We start from the raw sequence: 24368 nt of genomic DNA on the forward strand, positions 1-24368 counted from the left end.
TCTACATCATTCCAACCGGCAACAGGACAAGCTCAAGATGCCTGCTTGCTGCTCTTGCCCTGGGCACTCTGGGCACCGGGCGGCAGGGGTTTGCGCGCCATCAGCTCCAGTTCGAGCAGGGCATATCTGTGCTCGATGAAGTCATACACGTTGTTGGCGAGCGCCAGCTTGAAGTAGCTGATGGCTTCCTTACGGTTGCCCTTGGCCAGTTCAAACTTGCCGAGGTAGAAGTAGGTTTCGCACAGGCGCTCGGCGAGCTCCCGGTTGTCCTTCACCCCTTTCACCACATTGCCCATCAACTGGGTTGCATTGAGTTCGCCGGTATAGAGGCGCACCAGATCCCAGTTCCAGGCATCGTCATCATACTTGTTGAGCCGCTCGCGCATCCGGCTCATGGCGGCCGGTGCATTGAGCTTCTGTTCGGCCAGATAGAGCCAGATCACCCGATAGGGATCTTCCGGCTGCGCCTCGTAGAAGCGCTTCATATCGGCCGCGGCCAGCTCGGGACGATTGCCGTAATAGAGCGCAATGCCACGGTTCAGGTAGGCATAGTCATAATCGGGAGCCAGCTCGAGGGCGGAATCAAATGCCTCGTAGGCCTCGTCATAATTCTGCTGCTGCACCAGATAGACACCGATGAAGTTGTAGGCTTCGGCAAAATCCGGCTTCTCCCGCAAGGCGCGGTTGAAATCCAGCCGCGCCAGGGAGCGCAAGCCTACCCGGTCAAACACGACAGCACGCTCATAAAACAGTTCAGCCCGTTGCTCCGTGGTCAATTCCATCTCACTGAGCATCTGCCCGAGTCGCGCCAACGCCAACTCGCTCTGGTAAGAGACCTGCAGGGGGGTCGCCAATACCAGTGAAGCGGGTTGCGGCTTGGGAACTTGAGGCGCTTCAACCTGACTGCTACTGCTGCAACCCCACATGGGGAGCAGCAACAGGATACCAAGGAGGTATCCAATCCCTTTCCTGACGTTCAATGAACACTCCGACGCTTACGCTTGACCCGGCATATGGTAAAGGTCAGCCGACACTTTGTCATGTGGCTGAGCCTCTCTCCCTCAAATAAATCAGGATTCGACAGGGTATCCGGCATCACACCAGCCCCGAAAGCCACCATCGACGCTGACCACCCGGCCGTAGCCCATCTTCTGCAAGTTCTCCGCCACCAGAATGGAGCGAAATCCGCCACCACAATAGAGGTAGAGCTCGGTGTCGGGATCCGGGTAACGGGTCTCGATGTCCCGCTCGATCACGCCACGACCGAGGTAGGTCGCCCCCGGCAGATGGCCCCTGGCCCACTCGCTCTCTTCCCGCACGTCGACCAGGTGAAAGGTACGCCCCTCATCCTGCCAGCGTTTGATCTGGTGCACGTCGGTCTCCTGTACATGGGGACGAATGGCCTCTACCAGTGCCAGAAAACGGGGATTGTGTTGCATGGCTTGCTCCTTGCCTGTTGGCCAACAGCCGTGGGTGAAACCGTCATAATGACTCACCCGGACGATAAGAGAAAGGGCGCCTCGCGGCGCCCTTGTCATTTACGGCAGGATCTCTTGCTGATCCGCGCCCTCTTTTTCCACCTGGGTCGGCAGCATGTGCTCCCGCTTGACCCCGAAGAACATGGCGAACGAGCTCGCCACATAGATGGAGGAGTAGGTACCGAAGGCGACACCGATCACCATGGCCACCGAGAAACCGTGGATCAGCGGACCGCCCTTGAGCAGCAGCGCCAGTACCACCACGAAGGTCAACCCCGAGGTGATGATGGTCCGGCTCAGGGTCTCGGTCATGGAGAGATCCAGGATGTACTCGGTATCCCCCTTGCGCACCTTGCGAAAGTTCTCCCGCAACCGGTCGAACACCACGATGGTGTCGTTCAGGGAGTAACCCACCAGGGTCATCAATGCCGCCAGCACGGTCAGGTCGAACTCGTACTGGAAGTAGGCAAAGACGCCGAGGGTGATCACCACGTCGTGCACCAGGGAGAGAATACCCCCCATGGCCAGACGCCATTCGAAGCGCACCGCCACGTAGATCAGGATACAGATGATGGAGGCCAGCATGGCCAGCGCACCGTCGGTCGCCAGCTCGTCGCCCACGGAGGGGCCGACGAACTCGACGCGCTTGAGCACGGCCGCAGGATCGATCAGCTTGGCCGCCGCCAGCACCTCGTTGCCCTGCTGCTCCACCTTGACCCCCTCTTTCGGGGTCAGGCGGAACAGTACGTCACGGCTGGAGCCGAAGTGTTGCAGGGTCGCCCCTTCAATCTTCTGCTCATCCAGCACCTGATGCACCTTGTCCAGGCTCACCGACTGCTGGAAACCCACCTCGATGGTGGTACCACCGGTGAAGTCCAGACCCCAGTTCAGGCCCCGATCGAACAGGAAGAACAGGGAGATCACCATCAGCAGGGTAGAGAAGACCACACCCGGCCTGGCATAGCGCATGAAGGGAATGGGCTTTTCAAAATGTAGAATCTGAAACATGTCTCTTCCTTAGATCGGCAGCTTGTCGAGGCGCCGTCCACCCCAGGCCAGGTTGATGATGGCGCGGGAGACCGTGATGGCGGTAAACATGGAAGCACTCAGACCAATCCCCAGCGTCAGGGCGAAGCCCTTGATGGCGCCGGTACCGATACCGAACAGGATCACACAGGTGATGAGCGAGGTGACGTTGGAGTCGGCGATGGTCGAGAACGCCCGATCAAAGCCCAGATGGATGGCCTGCTGCACCCCACGACCGTTGCGGATCTCTTCACGAATACGCTCGTAGATCAGCACGTTGGCATCCACCGCCATACCCAGCGTCAAGACGATACCGGCAATGCCCGGCAGGGTCATGGTGGCCCCCGGGATCATCGACATGATACCGACGATCAGCACCAGGTTCATGGTGAGGGCGATGTTGGCCACCCAGCCGAACGCACGGTAGTAGATCCCCATGAACAGCACGATCACCAGCATGGCCCAGCCGATGGCTTCCATACCGCTGTCGATGTTCTGCTGACCCAGGCTCGGGCCTATGGTGCGCTCTTCCACGATCTGGATCGGGGCGATCAGCGCACCGGCACGCAGCAGCAGCGCCAGGTTGTGGGCTTCGTTGGCGTTGTCGATGCCGGTGATGCGGAACTGGCTGCCAAGGCGCGACTGGATGGTGGCGACGTTGATCACCTCCTCCTGCTTGCGGAACTTGCGCTTGCCATCCGGACCCGGCTGACCGACCGGCTTGTATTCGATGAACACGGTCGCCATGCCCTTACCAACGTTGTCCTTGGTAAAGTTGGCCATCTTGTTGCCACCCTGGCCATCAAGCTTGATGTTGACCTGGGGACGGCTGTATTCGTCGAAACCGGACTGGGCACCCACGATGTGGTCACCGGTCAGGATGATGCGCTTTTGCAGCACCACCGGACGCCCGTTGCGATCGTTGTAGACCTTGGAGCTTGGCGGCACCCGGCCATCGGCCGCGGCCTGGATGTCGGCGGTCTCATCGACCATGTGGAACTCCAGGGTCGCGGTCGCGCCCAGGATCTCCTTGGCACGGGCGGTGTCCTGGATACCGGGCAGCTCCACCACGATGCGCTCGGCACCCTGCTGTTGTACCAGCGGCTCGGCCACGCCCAGCTCGTTCACCCGGTTGCGGATGATGGTGATGTTCTGCTCGAGGGCGTACTTCTTCACTTCCTTGATCTTGGCTTCACTCAGGCCGGCCAGCAGGACGAACTCGTCCCCTTTCTGCTCGGTGGTGAAGGTGAGATCCGGGTTCTGACGACGCAGGTGAGAGATGGCCTTGGCCTGATCGGCCTCGTCACGGAACAGCACCTGTACCTGATCACCGGCCCGGCGCACGCCGGAATAACGGATCTTCTGGGTACGCAGCTCGGAGCGGAAATCCTGCACCATCTGCTCTTGCTGCTTGGTCAGCGCCTCGGCCATGTCCACTTCCATCAGGAAGTGCACACCGCCACGCAGGTCCAGACCCAGCTTGAGCGGGTTGGCGCCGATGGCTTCGAGCCAGGCAGGCGTGGAAGGGGCCAGGTTGAGAGCGGTAATGAAGTTGTCGCCCAGCTTGTTGGCGACGATGTCGCGCGCCTTGAGCTGCTCTTCGGTATTTTTGAAACGAACCAGGATGAAGCCATGCTCGAACGCCGCATGCTTGACCGGGATCTGAGCCGCATCGAGCGTCTCCTTCACCAGGTCAAGGGTGTCCAGCTTGACTTCGGCCCCCCGGCTGGCAGAGATCTGCAAGGCCGGGTCTTCGCCGTAAAGATTGGGGGCTGCATATAGAAAACCGATGGCGATCACCACGACCACCATCAGGTATTTCCACAGCGGATAGCGATTTAACACGCTGTGCTCCTCGGGAGATTAGAGGGACTGGATAGAACCCTTGGGCAGAACGGCAGAGACGAAGTCACGTTTGATGGTGACCTGGGTCTGATCGTTCAGGGCCAGCACCAGGTATTCGCTGTCGGCGGATACTTTGGCGATCTTGCCGACCAGGCCACCGGAAGTGAGTACTTCGTCACCCTTGGAGAGGGAGCTCATCAGGTTGCGGTGATCTTTGGCGCGCTTGGCCTGGGGGCGATAGATCATGAAGTAGAAGATGAGGCCGAATACGGCCAGCATGATGATCATTTCCATGCCACCACCCTGTGCACCCGGAACTGCGCCTTCTGCATACGCCTTGGAGATAATGCTCATTTAACAACCTCTTATTGATGTAGATTTGAAAACTAGCTTATATATCGTTGTTATTTCACGTCATTTTCAGCTAACGGAGGCACGGGCTTCCCTTGCCGACGGTAAAACTCAGTTACAAAGTCGTCTAATTTACCCTGCTCGATCGCGTCCCGCAAACCCTGCATCACACGTTGGTAATAACGCAGGTTGTGAATGGTGTTCAGACGGGCACCGAGGATCTCGTTGCACTTGTCCAGATGGTACAAATAACTGCGGGTGTAGTTCTTGCAGGTGTAGCAATCGCAGTCGGCATCCAGGGTGCTGGTGTCCTCGCGATACTTGGCATTGCGGATCTTGACTACCCCGTCGGTGGTGAACAGGTGGCCGTTGCGGGCGTTGCGGGTCGGCATCACGCAGTCGAACATGTCGATACCGCGGCGCACCCCTTCCACCAGATCTTCCGGCTTACCCACGCCCATCAGGTAACGCGGTTTGTCGGCCGGGATTTTCGGGCAGACGTGCTCGAGGATGCGATGCATGTCCTCTTTCGGTTCACCCACCGCCAGACCACCGACCGCGTAGCCGTCGAAGCCGATCTCCAAGAGACCGTCCAGCGACACATCCCGCAGATCTTCGTACACGGAACCCTGGATGATGCCGAACAGGGCGTTCTTGTTGCCGAGCGCATCGAACTTGTCGCGCGAACGCTTGCCCCAGCGCAGGGACATCTCCATGGACTTGCGCGCCTCTTCGTAAGTGGCCGGGTACGGCGTGCACTCATCGAAGATCATCACGATGTCGGAGCCCAGATCGTACTGGATCTCCATGGATTTCTCGGGGTCGAGGAAGATCTTCTCGCCGTTGATGGGGTGACGGAAGTGCACCCCCGCCTCGGTGATCTTGCGGATGTGCCCCAGGCTGAACACCTGGAAACCACCCGAGTCGGTCAGGATCGGGCCCTGCCAGTTCATGAAGTCATGCAGATCGCCGTGGGCGCGCATCACTTCCTGCCCCGGCCGCAGCCAGAGGTGGAAGGTGTTGCCAAGCAGGATCTGGGCGCCGGTCTCACGCACCTCTTCCGGGGTCATCCCCTTGACGGTGCCGTAGGTGCCGACCGGCATAAAGGCCGGGGTCTGCACGGTGCCACGCTCGAATACCAGCTGGCCGCGACGGGCACGACCGTCAGTGGTTTTCAGTTCAAATTTCATTGCTACCTCGTTGCGTCAGAGAAACAGTCTGACAGTAGGGGGCCCGAGGGCCCGGTATAAAGGGCGTGGCTTATGCCTGCGCCCGGCGACGGGTGACGAACATGGCGTCCCCGTAGCTGAAGAAACGGTACTGCTCGGCCACAGCCGCCTGGTAGGCCGCCATCACGTTGTCGTAGCCGGCAAAGGCGCTGACCAGCATGATCAGGGTCGACTCCGGCAGATGGAAGTTGGTGACCATGGCATCGACCACCTGGAACTGGTAACCGGGGAAGATGAAGATGTCGGTGTCGCTGAAGAACGGCGCCAGCGGCTTGCCCTGAGCCAGGGTCACCTTGGCCGCGCTCTCCAGCGATCGCACCGAGGTGGTTCCCACCGCAATCACCCGGCCACCACGGGCGCGCGTCGCGGCGATGGCGTCCACCACCTCCTGCGGCACCTCGGCATACTCCGAGTGCATGTGGTGATCTTCAATCTTGTCCACCCGCACCGGCTGGAAGGTGCCCGCCCCGACGTGCAGGGTGACGAACGCCGTTTCCACCCCCTTGGCACGAATTTTCTCGAGCAGCGGCTCGTCAAAGTGCAGGCCGGCAGTCGGCGCCGCCACGGCACCCGGCTTCTGGTTATAGACGGTCTGGTAGCGCTCCTTGTCGGCATCCTCATCGGGACGGTCGATGTAAGGGGGCAGCGGCATGTGGCCGATGGCTTCCAAGATCTCCAGCACAGGGCGGGGGTCGAGGAAGTGGATCTCGAACAGGGCATCGTGACGGGCACGCATCTCGGCTTCGACTTTCTCGCCGTCGGCCCCGCCATCCAGAATGAGCCGGGTACCGGGCTTGGGCGATTTGGAAGAGCGCACATGAGCCAGCACGCTGTGCTCGCCCAGCATCCGCTCCACCAGCACCTCCAGCTTGCCGCCGCTGGCCTTCTGGCCAAACATGCGCGCCGGAATGACACGGGTGTTGTTGAACACCAGCAGATCGCCGGGGTTGAGCTGGTCCAGCACATCCACAAATTGACCGTGGCGCAGTGCGCCAGTTTGACCATCGAGCTGCAACAGACGACTGGCGGTACGTTCCGTCATGGGATAGCGGGCAATCAGCTCGTCTGGCAGATCAAAATGAAAATCGGATACTTGCATCTTTCACCTCGGGGGGAATCGGCGGCTAGTCTAGTTATCCCCTTCTTCCAAGGCAACCCAAAAGACCAAAAACCCAAGGGAGACAAGGGATAGCGAGCAATTATGTGAAGCAGGGCCAGTTAAAAAACCTTTAAGGTTTTGTATTGACCCTGATCATGTTTTGCTGAGGGGGGCTGGGCTAGGGTGAAAGCAGATACACAAGGAGGCCCACCATGATGACCCTATCCGAGATCATGACTGAACACCCCTTCACCCTGGGTCCGGAAAACAGCGTCAAACAGGCGATGGATCTGATGCAGCAGGAGCGGATCCGCCACATCCCCATCGTTGACGAACAGCATCATCTGCTGGGCCTGGTCACCCTCTCCGACATCCTGGCCACCCGCGAGTCCAAACTGCTGCTGATCAATCCGGAGCGGGAGGCGGAGTTCACCGACAGCGTGCAGCTCGACGAGATCATGACCCGTCAGGTGGCGAGCGTGGATCCCCACGCCGGCATCAAGGAGGCGGCGCTCTACCTGCAACGACACAGATACGGCTGCCTGCCGGTACTCAAAGGGCGCAAGTTGATCGGCATCGTCACCGAGTCGGACTTCATTGCCGTCGCCATCAACCTGCTGGAACTGATGGAGGAGCAGGAGCCGCCTGGCGACTTTTGATCTCAATTTCATGTAATAAAATTACAATAAAAGCGTTTTCAGCGTACTTGATCGGCAATAAAGCTGAAACCCTTTCATTTTGATTGAAAAATTACACCATAACCTTGCTTTGTGATCTGCATCACACTATCATGACCGTCATGCAATAGTTGCCGAGCGGAAGACGAGGGATTGTGCACCCGTCCTCTTCCTCTCATATGTCTGCAAGTTTGCACACCCCGTAGTTAGTCTTTGCTGTAAAGCTTTTGTTTATATAGCCATTCCTTGTTTGATGACCCGGCCTTGTCCTTGCGACGACGCCGGGATTTTTTTATCTGCGCGTTTCCCCCTCCCCTCGCCCCGTGCGTGCTGGCGCCTGCATATTGCAAGGTGGCAGAAGCACCGCCTCTCTGCGGTTGGCAGACTGCCACCCGCCCCCTTGAAAAGCCGAAGCCGCGCACAGATGTTGAATCTCGACAAGGAGTTATCCCGGCATGCCGGCGATATTCATGTTAGGTACAGCAGCCATGGTTTATCTAATAAGTAGATTTAAGTGATTCAAAATTGCGGCTTTGATCGATTAGGAAAAGTCCCTATGATGAATCCATCGAAAGTTAAACGCCTCGTCCGGCACGACTCTTCAAACCCAGACGGGCATATGTACATCACCAAGGAGCAAATACATGTCTACCTACATCAACACTGAAATCAAGCCGTTCAACGCCACCGCCTACCACAATGGCAAATTCGTTCAGGTGTCTGACGCTGACCTGAAAGGCAAGTGGTCCGTGGTGTTCTTCTACCCGGCTGACTTCACCTTCGTCTGCCCGACCGAGCTGGGCGACCTGGCCGACAACTACGCCGAATTCCAGAAGCTGGGCGTCGAGATCTACTCCGTCTCCACCGACACCCACTTCACCCACAAGGCCTGGCACGACACTTCTGACACCATCCAGAAGATCCAGTACCCGATGATCGGCGACCCGACCGGCACCATCACCCGCAACTTCGGCGTGATGATCGAAGAAGCTGGTCTGGCTGACCGCGGTACCTTCGTCATCGACCCGCAAGGCATCATCCAGATCGTTGAAATCAACGCCGGCGGCATCGGCCGTGACGCCCTGGAACTGCTGCGCAAAGTCAAGGCTGCCCAGTACGTTGCCGCTCACCCGGGTGAAGTGTGCCCGGCCAAGTGGAAAGAAGGCGACGCCACCCTGGCCCCGTCCCTGGATCTGGTAGGCAAAATCTAAGCCTCCCCGCTCTGAAGACCGGCCCACTCAAGGGCCGGTCTGCTTTCTGGCCTGACACAACGCCGACCCGCAATCAAAAGAAGGAATTCGAAGATGTTGGATACCAACCTCAAACAACAACTCAACGGTTACTTGCAGTACATCGTCAATCCCATCGAGATCAGCGTGTCCGGCAATGACAGCGACAAATCCGCCGAACTGCTGGCATTGGCCGGCGAGATCGCCGAGATGTCCCCCAAGATTACCCAGACCTCTGGCACCAATGCCCGCAAGCCTTCCATGAGCGTCGCGCCGAAGGGCCAGGCCCCGCGCGTTCATTTTGCCGGCATCCCCATGGGTCATGAATTTACTTCCCTGGTCCTTGCCCTGCTGCAAAGCGGCGGTCACCCCTCCAAGGCCGATGCGGCCGTGCAGGAGCAGATCCGCAACCTCAAGGGCGAGTTCCACTTCGAGACTTACATTTCGCTCTCCTGCCACAACTGCCCGGACGTGGTGCAGGCGCTGAACCTGATGGCGACCCTGAACCCCGGCATCACCCACACCATGATCGACGGTGCCCTGTTCCAGGACGAGGTCAACGAGCGTCAGATCATGGCGGTACCGAACGTCTACCTGAACGGTCAGCCGTTCAGCCAGGGCCGCATTTCGCTCGAAGAGATCGTCGCCAAGCTCGACACTGGCGCCGCCGAACGCAAAGCTGAAGAGCTGAGCGCAAAAGCCCCTTACGACGTACTGGTCGTCGGTGGTGGCCCGGCTGGCGCCGCCGCCGCCATCTATGCCGCTCGCAAAGGCATTCGCACCGCCATCGTCGCCGAGCGTTTCGGTGGCCAGGTGATGGACACCGTCGGCATCGAGAACTTCATCTCCGTGCCCTACACCGAAGGCCCCAAGCTGGCCGCGAGCCTGGAGCAGCACGTCAAGCAGTACGGCGTGGAAGTGATCACCGAGCAGCGCGCCGCCGCCATCAGCAAGGATGGCTACGTCAACGTGGATCTCGCCTCTGGCGCCACCTTGAAGAGCCGCGCCGTGATCCTGGCGACCGGTGCCCGCTGGCGCGATCTGAACGTGCCGGGCGAGCTCAAGTACCGCACCAAGGGCGTGGCCTACTGCCCGCACTGTGACGGCCCCTTCTTCAAGGGCAAGCGGGTCGCGGTGATCGGGGGCGGTAACTCCGGCATCGAGGCAGCCATCGACTTGGCTGGCATCGTCGAACACGTCACAGTAGTGGAGTTCGCCGACACCCTGCGTGCCGACGAGGTATTGCAGAAGAAGGCCCGCTCCATGGGCAACATCGACATCATCATGAGCGCCCGCACCACCGAAGTGATCGGTGATGGCAGCAAGGTGGTGGGCATGGATTACGAAGATCGCACCACCGGCGAGATCAAGCATCTGGCGGTGGCGGGTATCTTCGTCCAGATCGGTCTGGTGCCGAACACCGAGTTCCTGAAAGGGAGCGAAGTGGCCCTGACCCGCTTTGGCGAGATCGAGATCGACACCAAGGGCGCCACCTCCCTGCCCGGCGTCTACGCCGCAGGGGATGCCACCACGGTGCCGTTCAAGCAGATCATCATCTCCATGGGCGCCGGGGCGACCGCCGCACTGGGAGCGTTTGATTACCTCATTCGCAATCCGGCGCCGGAAGCGACCAAAGCTGACGCCGTCACCGCCTGATAGCGACCAGATGAACAAAAAGCCGACTCACTGAGTCGGCTTTTTTTGTTGCTACGCACCCGTGACTCAGCCGGCCTTTGACTGCTGGCCCTCATCCGATCCGGGTGTGGCATAGCTGGCGGGCACCGCCTCCCCTGCCAGATCCGTTCTCGGCTCCAGCTCCGCCGTCATGGGGGTATTGGGCGGCACCGGGATGAACACCTGGTGATCGGCCAGCGGAATGGGCGCTCGTTGCCGCTTGCGCCAGCCGAGATACCCTGTCAGCAGCAGGCCACAGAGGGCGAAGTAGACGAACAGCCCCTCTGGCCCGAACTGCGTCATGACAAAAGGCGCCAGCAGTGGCCCGGTCATGGCGCCCAGGCTGTAGGCGAGCAGCAACCCCTGATTGGCCCCCAGCACCTGATCCGGGCGCAGCTCGTCGCAGGCGTGGCTGAGGCTCAAGGGGTAGATGGAGAACGCCATGCCGCCCAGCAGGAACACCAGGCCCCCCATCAGCGGCTCGCGCCAGTCGGCGGGCAGCAGCACCATCAACAGGGCCAGCAGCGCCAGCACGGCGCCGAGCAGCAGGATCACCAGCCGCCTGTCGTAGCGATCGGAGAGACGACCGATGGGGTACTGCAGGCACATGCCCCCCAGGATCACCAGCGCCATCATGTCCGCCACCTTGGAGAGCGACGAACCGCTGTCGGTAAAATAGAGCGGCAACAGGCCGTAGATGGCCCCGAGGATGAGGCCGGAGGTAAAACTGCTGCCCATCCCCGCCGGGGTGAGCCGAACCAGCTCCAGCACGCCGACCGGTTGGGGCGCCACCATGGCCGGGGTCGCTACCCGGGAAATCGCCAGCGGGATCACCGACAGGGTCGCCGCCATGGCGCACAGGGCGAACGGGGTCAGCACCATGGGGTCCACCCACTTGAGCAGCAGTTGCCCCATGGCCAGAGAGCCGTAGAGCAGGATCATGTAGAGGGACATCAGCCGGCCCCGGTTGGCCGGCGTGCTGGAGACCAGCATCCAGGACTCCAGCACCACGAACAGACCGCCGGTGGCAAAGCCCCCCACCAGCCGCAGCGCCGCCCAGCTCAGCGGCTCCACCACCATGCCGTGCAGCAGAAACAGAAAGCAGAGCAGGGAAGCGTAGGCCGCATAGGCCCGGATGTGACCCACCCGGATGATGAGGCGGGCGTTGACGAAGGCCCCCAGCACCAGACCGCCGAAGTAGGCGGCCGATACCAGGCCGATGGCCTGGGCCGATACCTGTTCGGCAGACAGGCGCACCGTCAGCAGGGTGTTGAACATGCCGTGGCCCAGAATGAAGATCACCAGACTGGTCAGGGGTGAGAGGAACCTTGCGAGTGTCATGGGGTCTCCCTGATTGGCTCAATCGTGAGCAAAACCACCATGGTACCGTCTGCTTCCCGCCCACTTCAACCCGAGCCGCCGCCAGGGTGTGGACCGCGGGCTATGCTTGCTGGGTATCCCATGATGGAGCGTCCCATCATGGCCATCACAGTGGAGACAGCCGACATGAAACCAGCCCTGCTTTTGGCCAGCCTGCTCTTTACCGGCAGCGCCCTCGCCTTTCACTGCCCCACCGACATGAAGAAGATCGATGATGCCCTCGCCGCCAAACCCGCCCTCAGCGCCGACAAACTGGCCGAGGTGAAGAAGCTGCGCGCCGAGGGGGAGGTCCTGCACAAGGCGGGCAAGCATCAGGAGTCCGTCGATACTCTGGCCAAGGCGATGGCCATGCTGGGGTTGAACAAGAGTTAGCGCAGGCACCACAGCCCACCGCTGCGAACAGGATCAGCCATGCCCTTGCGGGCCCTCGCCACCGGTGGCAAGGGCCCGCTGTTTATCTGGGCCCCTGCTACCCCCGACTGCTACACCCGGCCGCTGTAGAGCAGGGTGTCGTAGTTGAAGGCAATCACGCCATCGACCGCATGGCGGGCAAATTCCCGGGCGATCAGCGCCGTCAGCGCAGCATGGGCTTGCGAGCCGGCCACCGGGGCATAGGAAGAGGAGTTGAGCCGCCCCAGCACCCCGTCGAGATCGAACAGCTGGCGGTTGGCGAAACGATCGAGCCGGTACTCCCCCTCGAAGAAGGCCTGAAAATCCCCTTCGCCCAGATTGCGATGATTGACCTCCTCGTAATCCCCCGAATAGGTGTGCAGCCCCGCCTCATAAGCCTTGAGAAATGGGGTGTCGGTCAGCCGGTCGTTCCAGATGAGGGCGACCCGGCCACCGGGTCTGAGCAGCCGCCGGCACTCCTGCTTGAAGGCGGCGCGATCAAACCAGTGAAACGCCTGCGCCACCGTCACCAGATCCACCGACCCGTCTGCCAGACCGGTGGCTTCGGCACTGCCATCCTGCCACTCGACATTGGCCACTGCCTGCAGCTGGTGCCGGGCCGCCCCGCGCATCTCCGCATTTGGCTCGACCGCCCAGACCCGCTCCACCCGGGGGGCCAACAGCGCGGTCAGGATGCCGGTACCGGCCCCGATATCGGCCACCCGGGCAGTCGGCCCCATGGCCAACTCGCTGGTCAGAAAATCGAGCATGGCGGCAGGATAACTTGGCCGATATTTCACATAGGCCTCGACCCGGGTCGAGAATCGCTGGGTACTGTCCATTGCCACTCCTTGTGCTGAATCAGTGCGGGATCAGGGCCGAGTCAATCGCCCCGCCCCTCATCCTGCCCCGAACGCAACTGGCAAGGCAATCGCCCTGTCATGGAGATCCAACATCATCGCCACGCACCTGAGTGCCGGAGTCAGCCGATGCGCCTGCCTTGTGCATCCACCACAAGCTCCCCATCTTCCTTGCTGAAGGTTCCTTGCTGGGAGCTCGGCAGAATATCCAGTACCACTTCTGACGGGCGGCAAAGCTTGGTGCCAAGCGGGGTCACCACGATGGGACGGTTGATCAGGATGGGGTGCGCCAGCATGGCATCGACCAGTTCATCATCGCTGAACTTGTTCTCGGCCAGTCCCAGCGCCTCATAGGGAGGCACGTTCTGGCGCAGCAGGTCGCGAACCGGCATACCCATGGCGGCAATCAAGGCCAACAGGGTGTCGCGACTGGGCGGTGTCTCCAGATAGTGGATGACGGTCGGCTCAACGCCTGAGTTGCGGATAAGCGCCAGCGTATTGCGGGAAGTGCCGCAGGCCGGGTTGTGGTAGATGGTGATCTGGGCGTCATTCATAATGGGTTCTCTGGGTTGATATAAGAGCGCTTCATGCGCAGGGCGACATTGACCAGGGCGATCAGTACGGGCACCTCCACCAGCGGGCCGATCACCCCGGCAAAGGCCTGATCCGAGCTCAGCCCGAACACCGCGATGGCGACGGCAATGGCCAGCTCGAAGTTGTTGCCAGTGGCGGTAAAGGCGATGGAGGCATTCTTGTCATAGGGGATGCCCAGTTTCTTGCCAACCAGGAAGCTGGTGAAGAACATCAGCACGAAGTAGACCACCAAGGGTACAGCGACCCGCAGCACATCCATCGGCAGTTCGATGATCATCTCCCCCTTGAGGCTGAACATCAGCACGATAGTGAGCAGCAGCGCGATAAGCGTGATGGGGGAAATTGCCGGAATAAAACGCTCGGTGTACCACTTCTCCCCTTTAGCCTTGACCAGATAGTGACGGCTCAGGAAGCCTGCGAGGAAGGGAATGCCAAGATAGATCAGCACGCTTTGCGCGATATCCAGCATGGTGATATCCACCGCAAAGCCCTGCAGGCCAAACAGCGGCGGCAGCACGGTAATAAACAACCAGGCCATGAAGCTGTAGGTGAGGATCTGGAACGCGCTGTTGAGCGCCACCAGGCCGGCGCCGTACTCCTTGCTGCCGCCGCCGAGATCGTTCCACACCAGCACCATGGCGATGCAGCGTGCCAACCCGATCAGGATGAGCCCCACCATATAGCCCGGCTGATCGTGCAAAAACACCAGCGCGATGACGAACATCAAGATGGGGCCGACCAGCCAGTTCATCACCAGCGAAAGGGTGATGGCGCGGCGATCCCGGGTCATGGCCCCCATGGTGGCGTAATTCACCTTGGCCAGCGGTGGGTACATCATCAGGATCAGGCCAATGGCCAGCGGGATATTGGTAGTCCCGACCAACATCGCCTCGTTCCACTGGGCAACTTGAGGGAACAGATAGCCAATCCCGACCCCGATGCCCATGGCGACGAAGATCCAGAGGGTCAGATTGCGGTCTAGAAAACGCATTTTTTTGCTGACGGGCAGATCGCAGCAAATACTGGTATTCATCAAAAGACTCCGTATATGAGGTAAATCAGAATTAAGGCTAGAGGGGCCTGATGCACTTACCCCGACTTGTGGATGGGGTGACATAAATCTTGCAGCGCTTTCACCCCCACCGGCTCGACAGCCTGCAGGGGCACCACGGCATAACGCTTCGCATGTTCCTGCTTGACCGCGTCGATATGGGGCTGCTGGCGATACGCTCGCTGGGCCAATAGTGGCGAGGTGACACTGGTCGGGGCCAACATGTGATTGACCACCCAAGCCCAGGGCTCGATACCGGCGCGGCGCAAGTCGGCTTGCAAGTTGGTCGCCTCCTGTACCGGGGTGGGCTCGGGCAGGGTGACGATCATCACCTTGGTCTGTTTCGGGTCTTGCAACTGCATCATGGGGGTGGTGAAGTGCAGCCCCTTGCCCCCCATCTGACGGGCAATTTCCCGGTGATAGGCACCGGTCGCATCGAGCAGCAGCAGGGTGTGGCCAGTGGGGGCGGTATCCATCACCACGAATCGCTTGCCAGCCTCGCGAATGATCCGCGAGAAGGCCTGAAACACGGCGATCTCTTCGGTGCAGGGGGAGCGCAAATCTTCTTCCAGCAGGGCGCGGCCCTGGGCATCCAGACTCGCCCCCTTGGTGGCCAGCACCTGGGCACGATAACGCTCGGTCTCGGCGTGAGGATCGATACGGCTGACCTCCAGGCTAGGCAAGGCTCCAGCCAGGGTCTCTCCCAGATGGGCTGCGGGATCTGAGGTAGTCAGGTGAACCGGCAGATCCCGGCTGGCGAGCTCAACGGCCACTGCTGCTGCCAGGGTCGTTTTACCCACCCCACCCTTGCCCATCAGCATGATGAGCCCGTGACTATCAGTAGCAAGCTCATCGACCAGTTGCTTCAATCCGGGGTGTTGCTGGTTGCATGACTCGGCGGCAGTGCATTCGCTCTCATTAACCCCACTGACGGGGCTTGCACCGAGTAACTGGCGCAGGCTGTCCACGCCCACCAGGTTGGTCGCCAACAGCGGCACTCTGTCTTGTGGCAAACTTGCCAGCAGCGCTGGCATATCAGCCATCGCCTGCTGTTCACGTTGCCATACGGCAGTCGCCAAGGGATCATCCGCCAGCTCGCTCTGCGGGAAGATTCCATTGATGACCAGCTGCTGATTGGCAAGACCGATGGCGGCCAGTTCGTCATGGGTACGCGCCACTTCCCGCAAGGTCGAGGCTTGCGCCCGGGCAACCAGAATAAGCCGGGTTTTTCCGGCATCGGCAAGGGCCGCAACAGCCTCTGCGTATTGGCTGCGCTGTTTTTCCAGCCCGGCCAACGGCCCCAGACAGGAAGCATCGCCCTTGCCCTGCGCCAGAAATTCGCTCCATGCTCCCGGCAGTTGCAACAGACGGATGGTGTGGCCGGTCGGCGCCGTGTCGAACACGATATGATCGTATTCCCCCACCAGGCAGCTGTCGGTCAAGAGCGCGGTGAATTCGTCAAAGGCGGCGATCTCCGTGGTGCAGGCACCGGAAAGCTGTTCTTCAATGCTGCGTACCACGCTCTCGGGCAGCTTGCCGCGCACCGGGCCAACGATACGTTCGCGATAGGCTTGCGCGGCAGCTTGCGGGTCAATTTCCAGTGCTGATAACCCACTGACTGCCACGATGACGGTAATGCTGTTGCCTATTTGGGTGTCGAACACTTGTCCTACGTTTGAAGCCGGATCCGTGCTGACCAGCAGTACCCGTTTGCCACTGTCACACAAGGCAACCGCACTGGCACATGCCAGCGATGTTTTACCCACCCCACCCTTGCCGGTGAAAAAGAGAAAGGGGGGCGCATCATTGAGAAACGAGTAGTTCAGCAACGGGGACATGAGAGACTCCTATCAGGAAGAACGAGGCAATTGACCGAACAGAGAACTTGCCAACCTGGCGATGGCGCCTAGCAGCAACCACTGCTGCCGGAGCAGCATCCACTCTTGACGATCCCTTTGATGGCACCGGCTTTGTTGGGCTCGGCTGCTGGCTGTTCAACTTCGGCACCATCACTTTCTGGTGCTTTCGGCAACCCCAGCCCTGCATAGCGGAGCAGTTCAGCGCGGCTGGGATAGCGACCGGTGAGTACCACCTGACCATCCACCAGCGTCACCGGCAATCCTTCTTCACCGGACAGTTCCAGGAAAGAAGCCACCGCCGGGGTTTCAGCAAAGACCAGGGGTTGTTGCGCCAAATTGAAGCGATATAGAGATCCCCCCTGCTGCTTGAGCCACTCGGCATCGCCAGCGAAGATCACCAGATTTTGGTCAATGTCTGTGCCACAGACGCCGCTGGAGCAGCACAGGGCCGGGTCAAAAACTTGTATCAATCTCATGGTCTACTCCTTATTGCAGCATGGCTGCGCAGGCAATACATGGGGTGAGCAGCCAGACTCAGCCCTCATCACCCCGCAGGCTTCCGGGTGACCGGCACAGCACTCTTCGGTGAGATAACCGATCAACTCGAGCATCAGGGGAATGTTGGCGCGATAGCGTAAAAAGCGCCCCTCCTGCTCCACCGAGAGCAAGCCCGCATGCAGCATGGCTTTCAGATGAAATGAAAGCGTGTTAGGAGCAATGTCGAGCTCGCTGGCCAACTGGCCGGCAACTTGCCCTTCCAGCCCGGCCTTGACCAACAGGCGCCATACATCGAGGCGGATGCCGGACGACAGAGACTCGAAGACTTTAGTAGCAATATCTTTATTCATTTGAACCTCTATCAATCATCCCATCATTACAACTATACAAGAATAGTTGAAGTGATCAAGGCGGCTTGGTACTGCTGTGAATCTGTTCAGGTTGAGCGGCCATTTACGCAACACTCTTCACGGAAAAACGCGATGATCTCTTCCAGCACGTCGTATTGAGAGACGCACAACAGGGTACGACTCTCCCGATTCTGTTTGACCAGACCAACCGAGACCAGCGCGGCAATGTGGTGGCTTAGGGTCGATGCGGGAATCGCGAGCTGCTTTTGCAAGTCTCCAACAGGCAAGCCTTGCTCCCCCGCTTTGACCAAATGCTTGAAAATGAACAAACGAGTCGGATGACCCAGCTCTTTCAATGCCTTGGCAACCTCTTCCAATTGCATAGCTCACTCCTCTCGATGACACATATTTCGATAATACCAGAAATATCTTGACCACCCCAATGATTCGATTATTTTGGAAATATAGTAAATCAAACAGGACATGAAGATGAATGACTGGTTAACCATGCTGACAGATGCATCTCAGATGTTTTTGTTCCTGGCCTTCGAGCTTTCTGTGCTGTTCCTGGTGATCAGTGCCGGGGTCAGCTTGATCCGCCAGAAGATACCTGACACCAAGATCCAGGCCATGCTGGGGGCACGAAAAGGCAGAGGCTATTTTATTTCAGCAGCACTTGGCGCCTTGACCCCTTTTTGCAGTTGCTCAACCATCCCTATGCTGCGCGGACTCTTGTCTGCCAAAGCCGGTTTTGGGCCAACCCTGACCTTCCTGTTTGTCTCACCGCTGCTCAACCCCATCATCGTTGGCCTGATGTGGGCCACCTTCGGCTGGAAAGTGACAGTCTCGTATGCCGTGATTGCTGCAGGCGTTTCTGTGCTGGCGAGTATGCTGCTGGACATGCTGGGGTTTGAGCGTCATGTCATTGACCCCAAAGAGGCCAAGCAAAGTAGCTGCGGCATAGGTTGTAACACCACGACACAAGAACCTGCCAGTGTGAGCGCAACAGCTTGCTGCTCAAGCAATGCAATCAAGTCCATCAAACCGCTAAAGGCTCAGACATCCTGCTGTACCGTACAACCCGATGAGGCCGCATCAACTCTCTCTTGCTGCGCAGATGACACTGCGGCACTGACTCAGGCCCCAGTCATTTCCACTGCCTTCGCCAAAGCGCGTCTCGATGCCTGGCAGCAATTCAAAGACGTGCTTCCTTACTTGTTGCTGGGGGTGCTAATAGGGTCATTTATCTACGGCTTCATCCCCGCCGAATGGATAGCGGCCCACGCCGGGGCAGACAACCCGCTGGCGATCCCGTTCAGCGCAGTTGTGGGTATTCCGCTCTATATCCGGGCAGAAGCCGTTATCCCGTTGGCATCGGTATTGCAGGGCAAAGGAATGGGCATGGGGGCCGTGATGGCGCTGATTATCGGTAGTGCGGGGGCCAGCCTGACCGAGGTGATCCTGCTCAAATCGATGTTCAGAACCCCGATGGTTGCGGCGTTCCTGACCGTCATACTGGGGATGGCCGTCATGATGGGTTACCTGACACAGTGGCTTCTCTAAACCGCCCCAGCACTCAATCGCTCACAACCGCTATCCGCGACACAAAAGAAAATGCCCTGCAATTGCAGGGCATTGTTGGTTTCCAACTTGAATGGCCGTGATCAGTGAGCCACTTACTTGGCGTAATCCTCGGTCGGGATGCAGGAGCAGAACAGGTTGCGATCGCCGTAGACGTCGTCGATACGGTTGACCGATGGCCACAGCTTGGCGGCGCGCACGGCGTCCGACGGGAACACCGCTTCGGCGCGGCTGTAACCACGGGACCACTCAGCGTCCATCACGTCATCCTGGGTGTGCGGCGCATGGACCAGCGGGTTGTCGGTGAGACTCCACTGCCCGTCCTGCACCTTGGCAATCTCGGCGCGAATGGCGGTCATCGCCTCGACGAAGCGGTCCAGCTCGCGCTTGGATTCCGACTCGGTCGGCTCGACCATCAGGGTACCCGCTACCGGGAAGCTCATGGTCGGCGCGTGGAAGCCGTAGTCCATCAACCGCTTGGCCACGTCCATCTCGCTGATGCCAGAGGCTTCTTTGAGCGGGCGGATATCCAGGATGCACTCGTGAGCCACCCGACCGTTGCGGCCGGAATAGAGCACGGGGAAGGATTCACCCAGCTTCTTGGCCAGGTAGTTGGCGTTGAGGATGGCCACCTGGGTGGATTTCTTCAGCCCCTCGTCCCCCAGCATGGCGATGTACATCCAGCTGATGGGCAGGATGCTGGCCGAGCCGAACGGTGCCGCCGACACGGCGCCGTTGTTGCGGCTCTCCTTGTCGGTCTTGACCACGGCGTGACCGGCCACGAACGGCGCCAGGTGTTTCTTCACGCCGATGGGGCCCATGCCCGGGCCGCCACCGCCGTGAGGAATGGCGAAGGTCTTGTGCAGGTTGAGGTGGGATACGTCCGCCCCGATAAAGCCCGGAGCAGTGAGGCCCACCTGGGCGTTCATGTTGGCGCCGTCCAGATAGACCTGACCACCGTGCTGGTGAACGATGTCGCACACCTCCTTGATGGTCTCCTCGTACACCCCGTGGGTGGAGGGGTAGGTCACCATCAGACAGCTAAGCTTCTCCCCCGCCTCGGCGGCCTTGGCGCGCAGATCGTCCAGATCCACGTTGCCCGACTTGTCACAGGCGGTGACGATGACCCGCAGGCCCGCCATCTGGGCGGAAGCCGGGTTGGTACCGTGCGCGGACGCCGGAATGAGGCAGATATCGCGATGCCCCTCGCCACGGGACTCGTGGTACTTCTTGATGGCCAGCAGACCGGCGTATTCGCCCTGGGCACCGGAGTTGGGCTGCATGCAGACCGCATCGTAACCGGTCACCTTCACCAGCCAGTTTTCAAGATCGGCCAGCAGCAGCTGATAACCCTTGGCCTGGGCCAGCGGGGCGAACGGGTGCAGCTTGCCGAACTCGGGCCAGGTCACCGGGATCATCTCGGCGGTGGCGTTGAGCTTCATGGTGCAGGAGCCCAGGGAGATCATGGCGTAGTTGAGGGCCAGATCCTTGGCTTCGAGACGGTGGATGTAGCGCAGCATCTCGGTCTCGGAGTGGTACTTGTTGAACACCTCGTGGGTCAGCACGGCGTCGGTGCGCAGCAGATCCTGCGGGATGGCGTGATGGGCCTGGGCCGCCTGGTCGAGAGCCTCGATGTCCAGGCCGTGGCCTGCCCCCAGGAACAGTTCGAACAACTCGGCCACATCGCCACGGGTGGTGGTTTCGGAGAGCGACACACCCACCGCACCGTCCAGATCCGCGCGCAGGTTGATGCCGAGCCCCTCGGCCTTGGCGATCAGCTCTGATTTGCCCGTGGTCAGCACGGTCAGGGTATCGAACCAGCTGGTGTGCTTGAGGGCCACGCCCTTGGCCTTGAGGCCGAGCGCCAGAATGGTGGTCAGACGGTGCACGCGGGAGGCGATGGTTTTCAGTCCCACCGGGCCGTGGTAGACGGCGTAGAAGCTCGCCATGTTGGCCAGCAGCACCTGAGCAGTACAGATGTTGGAGTTGGCTTTCTCGCGGCGGATGTGCTGCTCGCGGGTCTGCATCGCCATGCGCAGCGCGGCCTTGCCACGGGCATCCTTGGAGACGCCTATGATGCGGCCCGGCATGGAGCGCTTGTAGGCATCGCGGGTGGCGAAGAAGGCGGCGTGCGGGCCACCGTAGCCCATGGGCACGCCGAAGCGCTGGGCCGAACCCAACACCACGTCGGCACCCAGCTCGCCAGGGGATTTGAGCAGCAGCAGGGAGAGCTGGTCGGCGCTGACGCAGGCCAGCCCTTTCTGGGCTTGTACGGCAGCGATAAGCTCCCGCAGATCTTTCACTTCACCCGTGGTGGTGGGGTACTGGAACAGGGCACCGAACACCTCTTCGGCGCAGGCCTGTGCGGCCGGGCCGACGGCCACGTCAAAACCGAAGTGGACCGCCCGCTCCTTGACCACGTCGATCACCTGCGGGTGCACGTCCTCGGCCACGAAGAAGAGGTTGGACTTGGACTTGGCCATCCGCTTGGCCAGTGCCATCGCCTCGGCGGCGGCGGTCGCCTCATCCAGCAGGGAGGCACTGGCCAGATCCATGCCGGTCAAGTCCAGGGTCAGCTGCTGGAAGTTGAGCAGGGCTTCGAGACGGCCCTGCGCCAGCTCGGGCTGGTACGGGGTGTAGGCGGTATACCAGCCCGGATTTTCCAGCACGTTGCGCAAGATGACGTGGGGCACATGGGTATCGTGATAACCCATGCCGATGTAGCTCTTGGCGACCTTGTTCTGGGCCGCATAGCCCTTGAGCTTGGCCAGCGCTTCCACCTCGGTCATGGAGGCGCCGATGCCGAGCGGACCCGGTCGGCGAATGGCGGCGGGGACGGTCTGCTCAATCAGATCATCCAGGCTCTCGGCGCCCACCACGGCCAGCAGGGCGCGCAGATCTTCCTCACCCGGCCCGATGTGGCGGCGGATGAAATCGGTTTTTTGCTCGAGTTCAAACAGTGACTGGGTCATTTCCCTATTCCTGATAAAAAGTCCTGATAACTAAGTGCCTGACAGCCAGCCTCGGCCGGCTTCACTCATGTTCGGCTGGCAGGGTGGCCCCTGCCGGCACCGGATGTCGCTCATAGCGACAGGGGGTCGTCTTGCGGCTGACCGGTTGGCCGCAGGCAAACCGGTGCGGACGACTTCACCCTCGCCGGTCGGCCTCCAGGCCGACGGGCACCTATACAAGCGGGCCCTGCGCATTGGCAGGGCCCGGGGGCATTACTCTTCGTCCACCACGTTCTGGTAGCCTTCGGCATCCAGCAGGTTGGCGAGCTCGCCCGCGTCGTCCAGCTTGATGCGGAACAGCCAGCCGGCACCGTAGGGGTCGGAGTTGACCAGCTCGGGGCTGCCTTCCAGCTCTTCGTTGACGGCCAGGATCTCGCCGCTCACCGGGCTGTAGATGTCAGAGGCGGCCTTGACCGACTCGGCCACGGCGCAGTCATCACCGGCACCGACCTGTTTGCCCACTTCCGGCAGATCGACAAACACCATGTCACCCAGCAGCTCCTGGGCGTGCTCGGTGATGCCGACCACGGCCTCGCCGTTGGCTTCGACACGGATCCACTCGTGGGAGGTGGCATATTTCAGTTCGCTCGGGATATGGCTCATTTGTGCTTCCTTTATTCACTTGGATCACTTGTCCCGGCGCGTTCGACAGACGTTGCCGGGGCAAGGGGGTCTGGCGAAGGGCAGCCCCTTCGCCGCAATGGGGTCGTTACACCAGCTTCTGGCCGTTGCGCACGAAAGCCGGCTTGGTCACTTTCACTGTGACCAGCTTCTTGCGGATCTCCACCGAGGCCTGTTCGCCGATATCACGGGGCACCCGCGCCAGGGCAATACTGTACCCCAGAGTGGGCGAGAAAGAGCCGGAGGTGATCACACCTTCCCGCTCTTCTCCAGCGGCGGTGGTAAAGGTGACCAACATGCCGCTGCGCAGCACACCCTTCTCTTCCATCACCAGACCCACCAGCTTGGGCTGGCTGGCGGCGGCTTTCTGGGCTTCCAGCGCGGCGCGGCCGATGAACTGGCGATCGCTCGGTTCCCAGGCGATGGTCCAGGCCATGTTGGCGGCAAGGGGAGAGATGGTTTCGTCCATGTCCTGGCCGTAGAGGTTCATGCCGGCCTCGAGGCGCAGGGTGTCACGGGCGCCCAGACCGCAGGGGGCCACGCCGTTGTCCAGCAGTGCCTGCCACAGATCGCACGCCTGCGCTTGCGGCACCACGATCTCGTAGCCGTCTTCACCTGTGTAGCCGGTGGTGGCGATGAAGAGCTCGCCGGCCTGCACGCCGAAGAAGGGCTTCATGCCTTTCACTGCGGCATTTTGCTCGGCGCTGAACACCTTGGCCGCCTTGGCCTTGGCGTTGGGGCCCTGCACCGCGATCATGGCGAGCTCGGGACGCTCGGTCACGGTCACCCCGAAGTCCTGGGCGTGGTGGCGGATCCAGGCCAGATCCTTCTCGCGGGTGGCGGAGTTGACCACCAGGCGGTAGAAGGTCTCACCAAGGTAATAGGTGATGAGGTCATCGATGACACCGCCTTCCGGGGTCAGCATGCCGCTGTAGAGGGCCTTGCCGAAGACGGTGAGCTTGGCCACGTCGTTGGCCAGCAGGTGTTGCAGGAAGGCTTTGACCCGCTCGCCGGTCAAATCGACGATGGTCATGTGGGAGACGTCGAACATGCCGGCATCGGTGCGCACCTGATGGTGCTCTTCCAGCTGTGAGCCGTAATTGATGGGCATTTCCCAACCGTGGAAGTCCACCATCTTGGCGCCGGCTTCCAGGTGCTTGGGATGCAGTACTGTAGTCTGGATCATCGCTGTGTTTCCTTAAGCGTTCGCGACAACACTCACGCATCGCTCGCCCGGCAGCCACCATCCGGCTATCTACCTGGGTGGCAGCACGCGACGTGCCTGAGTCTGTGCTCGTTCCGGCCCCGCAGGGCAAGAGTGATTCCTTGAACGCAGCGGATTATAAGCCAAGCGGACGCGCATACCGCTCAAAAAAAACTAATCCACCGCCAGTAAACAGACCCCAGACACTAAGGTAAAAACAGCGATAAAAACAGACCAAACCCGGTAATGGCGATATTAAATTTCGATTTTTACCGTTTCGTCACAATTTAGAGAAAAACGTTTCGCCGACCGCCCAGATTAAAGGCTGATGCCCAAACCGGGTCATCAGCCTCATCACATT

The 24368-nt window shown here is 60.3% G+C and carries 23 protein-coding genes; 5 read left to right on the forward strand and 18 right to left on the reverse strand.

Features of this window, described 5'->3' with window-relative positions:
• Positions 1 to 32: 32 nt before the first annotated feature.
• The 7 genes from nlpI to queA all read right to left on the reverse strand — a co-directional run bounded on the left by nlpI (position 33) and on the right by queA (position 7028).
• The gene (gene nlpI / locus C2U40_RS12365) at positions 33 to 980 is read right to left on the reverse strand and encodes a lipoprotein NlpI (protein ID WP_280940144.1); all 948 of its coding nucleotides are present in this window, start codon (positions 978 to 980) and stop codon (positions 33 to 35) included.
• Positions 981 to 1070: 90 nt separating this feature from the next.
• A complete protein-coding gene (locus C2U40_RS12370; RefSeq protein WP_017410225.1) occupies positions 1071 to 1439 on the reverse strand; it encodes a rhodanese-like domain-containing protein in 369 nt (122 codons plus the stop codon).
• 99 nt (positions 1440 to 1538) lie between these two features.
• Positions 1539 to 2486: a protein translocase subunit SecF gene (gene secF / locus C2U40_RS12375; RefSeq protein ID WP_016350392.1), complete on the reverse strand. Its 948-nt coding sequence runs from the start codon at positions 2484 to 2486 to the stop codon at positions 1539 to 1541.
• 9 nt (positions 2487 to 2495) lie between these two features.
• Positions 2496 to 4349, reverse strand: coding sequence for a protein translocase subunit SecD (gene secD / locus C2U40_RS12380; RefSeq protein ID WP_011705625.1), 1854 nt, complete (start codon positions 4347 to 4349; stop codon positions 2496 to 2498).
• An 18-nt stretch (positions 4350 to 4367) separates the two neighbouring features.
• A complete protein-coding gene (gene yajC, locus C2U40_RS12385) occupies positions 4368 to 4703 on the reverse strand; it encodes a preprotein translocase subunit YajC (RefSeq protein ID WP_011705624.1) in 336 nt (111 codons plus the stop codon).
• A 50-nt stretch (positions 4704 to 4753) separates the two neighbouring features.
• Positions 4754 to 5890 carry a tRNA guanosine(34) transglycosylase Tgt gene (gene tgt, locus C2U40_RS12390; protein ID WP_010634306.1) on the reverse strand — a complete coding sequence of 379 codons (1137 nt, stop codon included), beginning with the start codon at positions 5888 to 5890 and terminating at the stop codon, positions 4754 to 4756.
• Positions 5891 to 5960: 70 nt separating this feature from the next.
• Positions 5961 to 7028, reverse strand: a complete 1068-nt coding sequence (queA, locus tag C2U40_RS12395; RefSeq protein WP_103827192.1) for a tRNA preQ1(34) S-adenosylmethionine ribosyltransferase-isomerase QueA — start codon at positions 7026 to 7028, stop codon at positions 5961 to 5963.
• 212 nt (positions 7029 to 7240) lie between these two features.
• Between queA and C2U40_RS12400 the strand changes: the two genes are divergently transcribed.
• The 3 genes from C2U40_RS12400 to ahpF all read left to right on the forward strand — a co-directional run bounded on the left by C2U40_RS12400 (position 7241) and on the right by ahpF (position 10590).
• Positions 7241 to 7687 carry a CBS domain-containing protein gene (locus tag C2U40_RS12400; protein WP_011705622.1) on the forward strand — a complete coding sequence of 149 codons (447 nt, stop codon included), beginning with the start codon at positions 7241 to 7243 and terminating at the stop codon, positions 7685 to 7687.
• Between the two features lie 662 nt (positions 7688 to 8349).
• Positions 8350 to 8916 carry an alkyl hydroperoxide reductase subunit C gene (gene ahpC, locus C2U40_RS12405; RefSeq protein ID WP_011705621.1) on the forward strand — a complete coding sequence of 189 codons (567 nt, stop codon included), beginning with the start codon at positions 8350 to 8352 and terminating at the stop codon, positions 8914 to 8916.
• 93 nt (positions 8917 to 9009) lie between these two features.
• Positions 9010 to 10590, forward strand: coding sequence for an alkyl hydroperoxide reductase subunit F (ahpF, locus tag C2U40_RS12410; protein ID WP_103827193.1), 1581 nt, complete (start codon positions 9010 to 9012; stop codon positions 10588 to 10590).
• A 66-nt stretch (positions 10591 to 10656) separates the two neighbouring features.
• Here the strand turns inward: ahpF and C2U40_RS12415 are convergent, their stop codons facing one another.
• Positions 10657 to 11949, reverse strand: a complete 1293-nt coding sequence (locus C2U40_RS12415; protein WP_103827194.1) for an MFS transporter — start codon at positions 11947 to 11949, stop codon at positions 10657 to 10659.
• Between the two features lie 165 nt (positions 11950 to 12114).
• On the opposite strand from C2U40_RS12415, the gene C2U40_RS12420 reads away from it, so the two are divergent.
• Positions 12115 to 12360, forward strand: a complete 246-nt coding sequence (locus C2U40_RS12420; protein WP_181014738.1) for a hypothetical protein — start codon at positions 12115 to 12117, stop codon at positions 12358 to 12360.
• Between the two features lie 110 nt (positions 12361 to 12470).
• Here the strand turns inward: C2U40_RS12420 and C2U40_RS12425 are convergent, their stop codons facing one another.
• The 7 genes from C2U40_RS12425 to C2U40_RS12455 all read right to left on the reverse strand — a co-directional run bounded on the left by C2U40_RS12425 (position 12471) and on the right by C2U40_RS12455 (position 17973).
• Positions 12471 to 13220, reverse strand: a complete 750-nt coding sequence (locus tag C2U40_RS12425) for a class I SAM-dependent methyltransferase (protein ID WP_103827196.1) — start codon at positions 13218 to 13220, stop codon at positions 12471 to 12473.
• 140 nt (positions 13221 to 13360) lie between these two features.
• On the reverse strand, positions 13361 to 13792 hold the full coding sequence (gene arsC / locus C2U40_RS12430; protein ID WP_103827197.1) for a glutaredoxin-dependent arsenate reductase: 432 nt from the start codon (positions 13790 to 13792) through the stop codon (positions 13361 to 13363).
• Positions 13789 to 14865, reverse strand: a complete 1077-nt coding sequence (gene arsB, locus C2U40_RS12435; RefSeq protein ID WP_181014733.1) for an ACR3 family arsenite efflux transporter — start codon at positions 14863 to 14865, stop codon at positions 13789 to 13791. The genes arsC and arsB overlap by 4 nt, the downstream gene beginning before the upstream one ends.
• A gap of 56 nt (positions 14866 to 14921) precedes the next feature.
• On the reverse strand, positions 14922 to 16721 hold the full coding sequence (gene arsA, locus C2U40_RS12440; RefSeq protein WP_103827198.1) for an arsenical pump-driving ATPase: 1800 nt from the start codon (positions 16719 to 16721) through the stop codon (positions 14922 to 14924).
• A gap of 68 nt (positions 16722 to 16789) precedes the next feature.
• Entirely contained in the window at positions 16790 to 17218 is a 429-nt protein-coding gene (arsD, locus tag C2U40_RS12445) for an arsenite efflux transporter metallochaperone ArsD (RefSeq protein WP_103827199.1), read from the reverse strand.
• A gap of 3 nt (positions 17219 to 17221) precedes the next feature.
• Entirely contained in the window at positions 17222 to 17590 is a 369-nt protein-coding gene (locus C2U40_RS12450) for an ArsR/SmtB family transcription factor (RefSeq protein ID WP_043165701.1), read from the reverse strand.
• An 86-nt stretch (positions 17591 to 17676) separates the two neighbouring features.
• Positions 17677 to 17973: an ArsR/SmtB family transcription factor gene (locus C2U40_RS12455; RefSeq protein WP_011705611.1), complete on the reverse strand. Its 297-nt coding sequence runs from the start codon at positions 17971 to 17973 to the stop codon at positions 17677 to 17679.
• Positions 17974 to 18079: 106 nt separating this feature from the next.
• On the opposite strand from C2U40_RS12455, the gene C2U40_RS12460 reads away from it, so the two are divergent.
• Positions 18080 to 19153 (forward strand): permease, encoded by a 1074-nt coding sequence (locus tag C2U40_RS12460; RefSeq protein ID WP_103827224.1) that lies wholly within the window; start codon positions 18080 to 18082, stop codon positions 19151 to 19153.
• Positions 19154 to 19266: 113 nt separating this feature from the next.
• On the opposite strand, the gene gcvP is transcribed toward C2U40_RS12460, so the two are convergent.
• The 3 genes from gcvP to gcvT all read right to left on the reverse strand — a co-directional run bounded on the left by gcvP (position 19267) and on the right by gcvT (position 23989).
• Complete coding sequence (gene gcvP, locus C2U40_RS12465) at positions 19267 to 22143, reverse strand: aminomethyl-transferring glycine dehydrogenase (protein WP_103827200.1); 2877 nt, start codon at positions 22141 to 22143, stop codon at positions 19267 to 19269.
• A gap of 252 nt (positions 22144 to 22395) precedes the next feature.
• Positions 22396 to 22785, reverse strand: a complete 390-nt coding sequence (gcvH, locus tag C2U40_RS12470; RefSeq protein WP_010634317.1) for a glycine cleavage system protein GcvH — start codon at positions 22783 to 22785, stop codon at positions 22396 to 22398.
• A 106-nt stretch (positions 22786 to 22891) separates the two neighbouring features.
• Entirely contained in the window at positions 22892 to 23989 is a 1098-nt protein-coding gene (gene gcvT / locus C2U40_RS12475; protein WP_103827201.1) for a glycine cleavage system aminomethyltransferase GcvT, read from the reverse strand.
• Between the last annotated feature and the right edge of the window lie 379 nt (positions 23990 to 24368).

This window comes from Aeromonas sp. ASNIH4, from assembly GCF_002934425.1.
GTDB classification, from domain to species: domain Bacteria; phylum Pseudomonadota; class Gammaproteobacteria; order Enterobacterales; family Aeromonadaceae; genus Aeromonas; species Aeromonas hydrophila.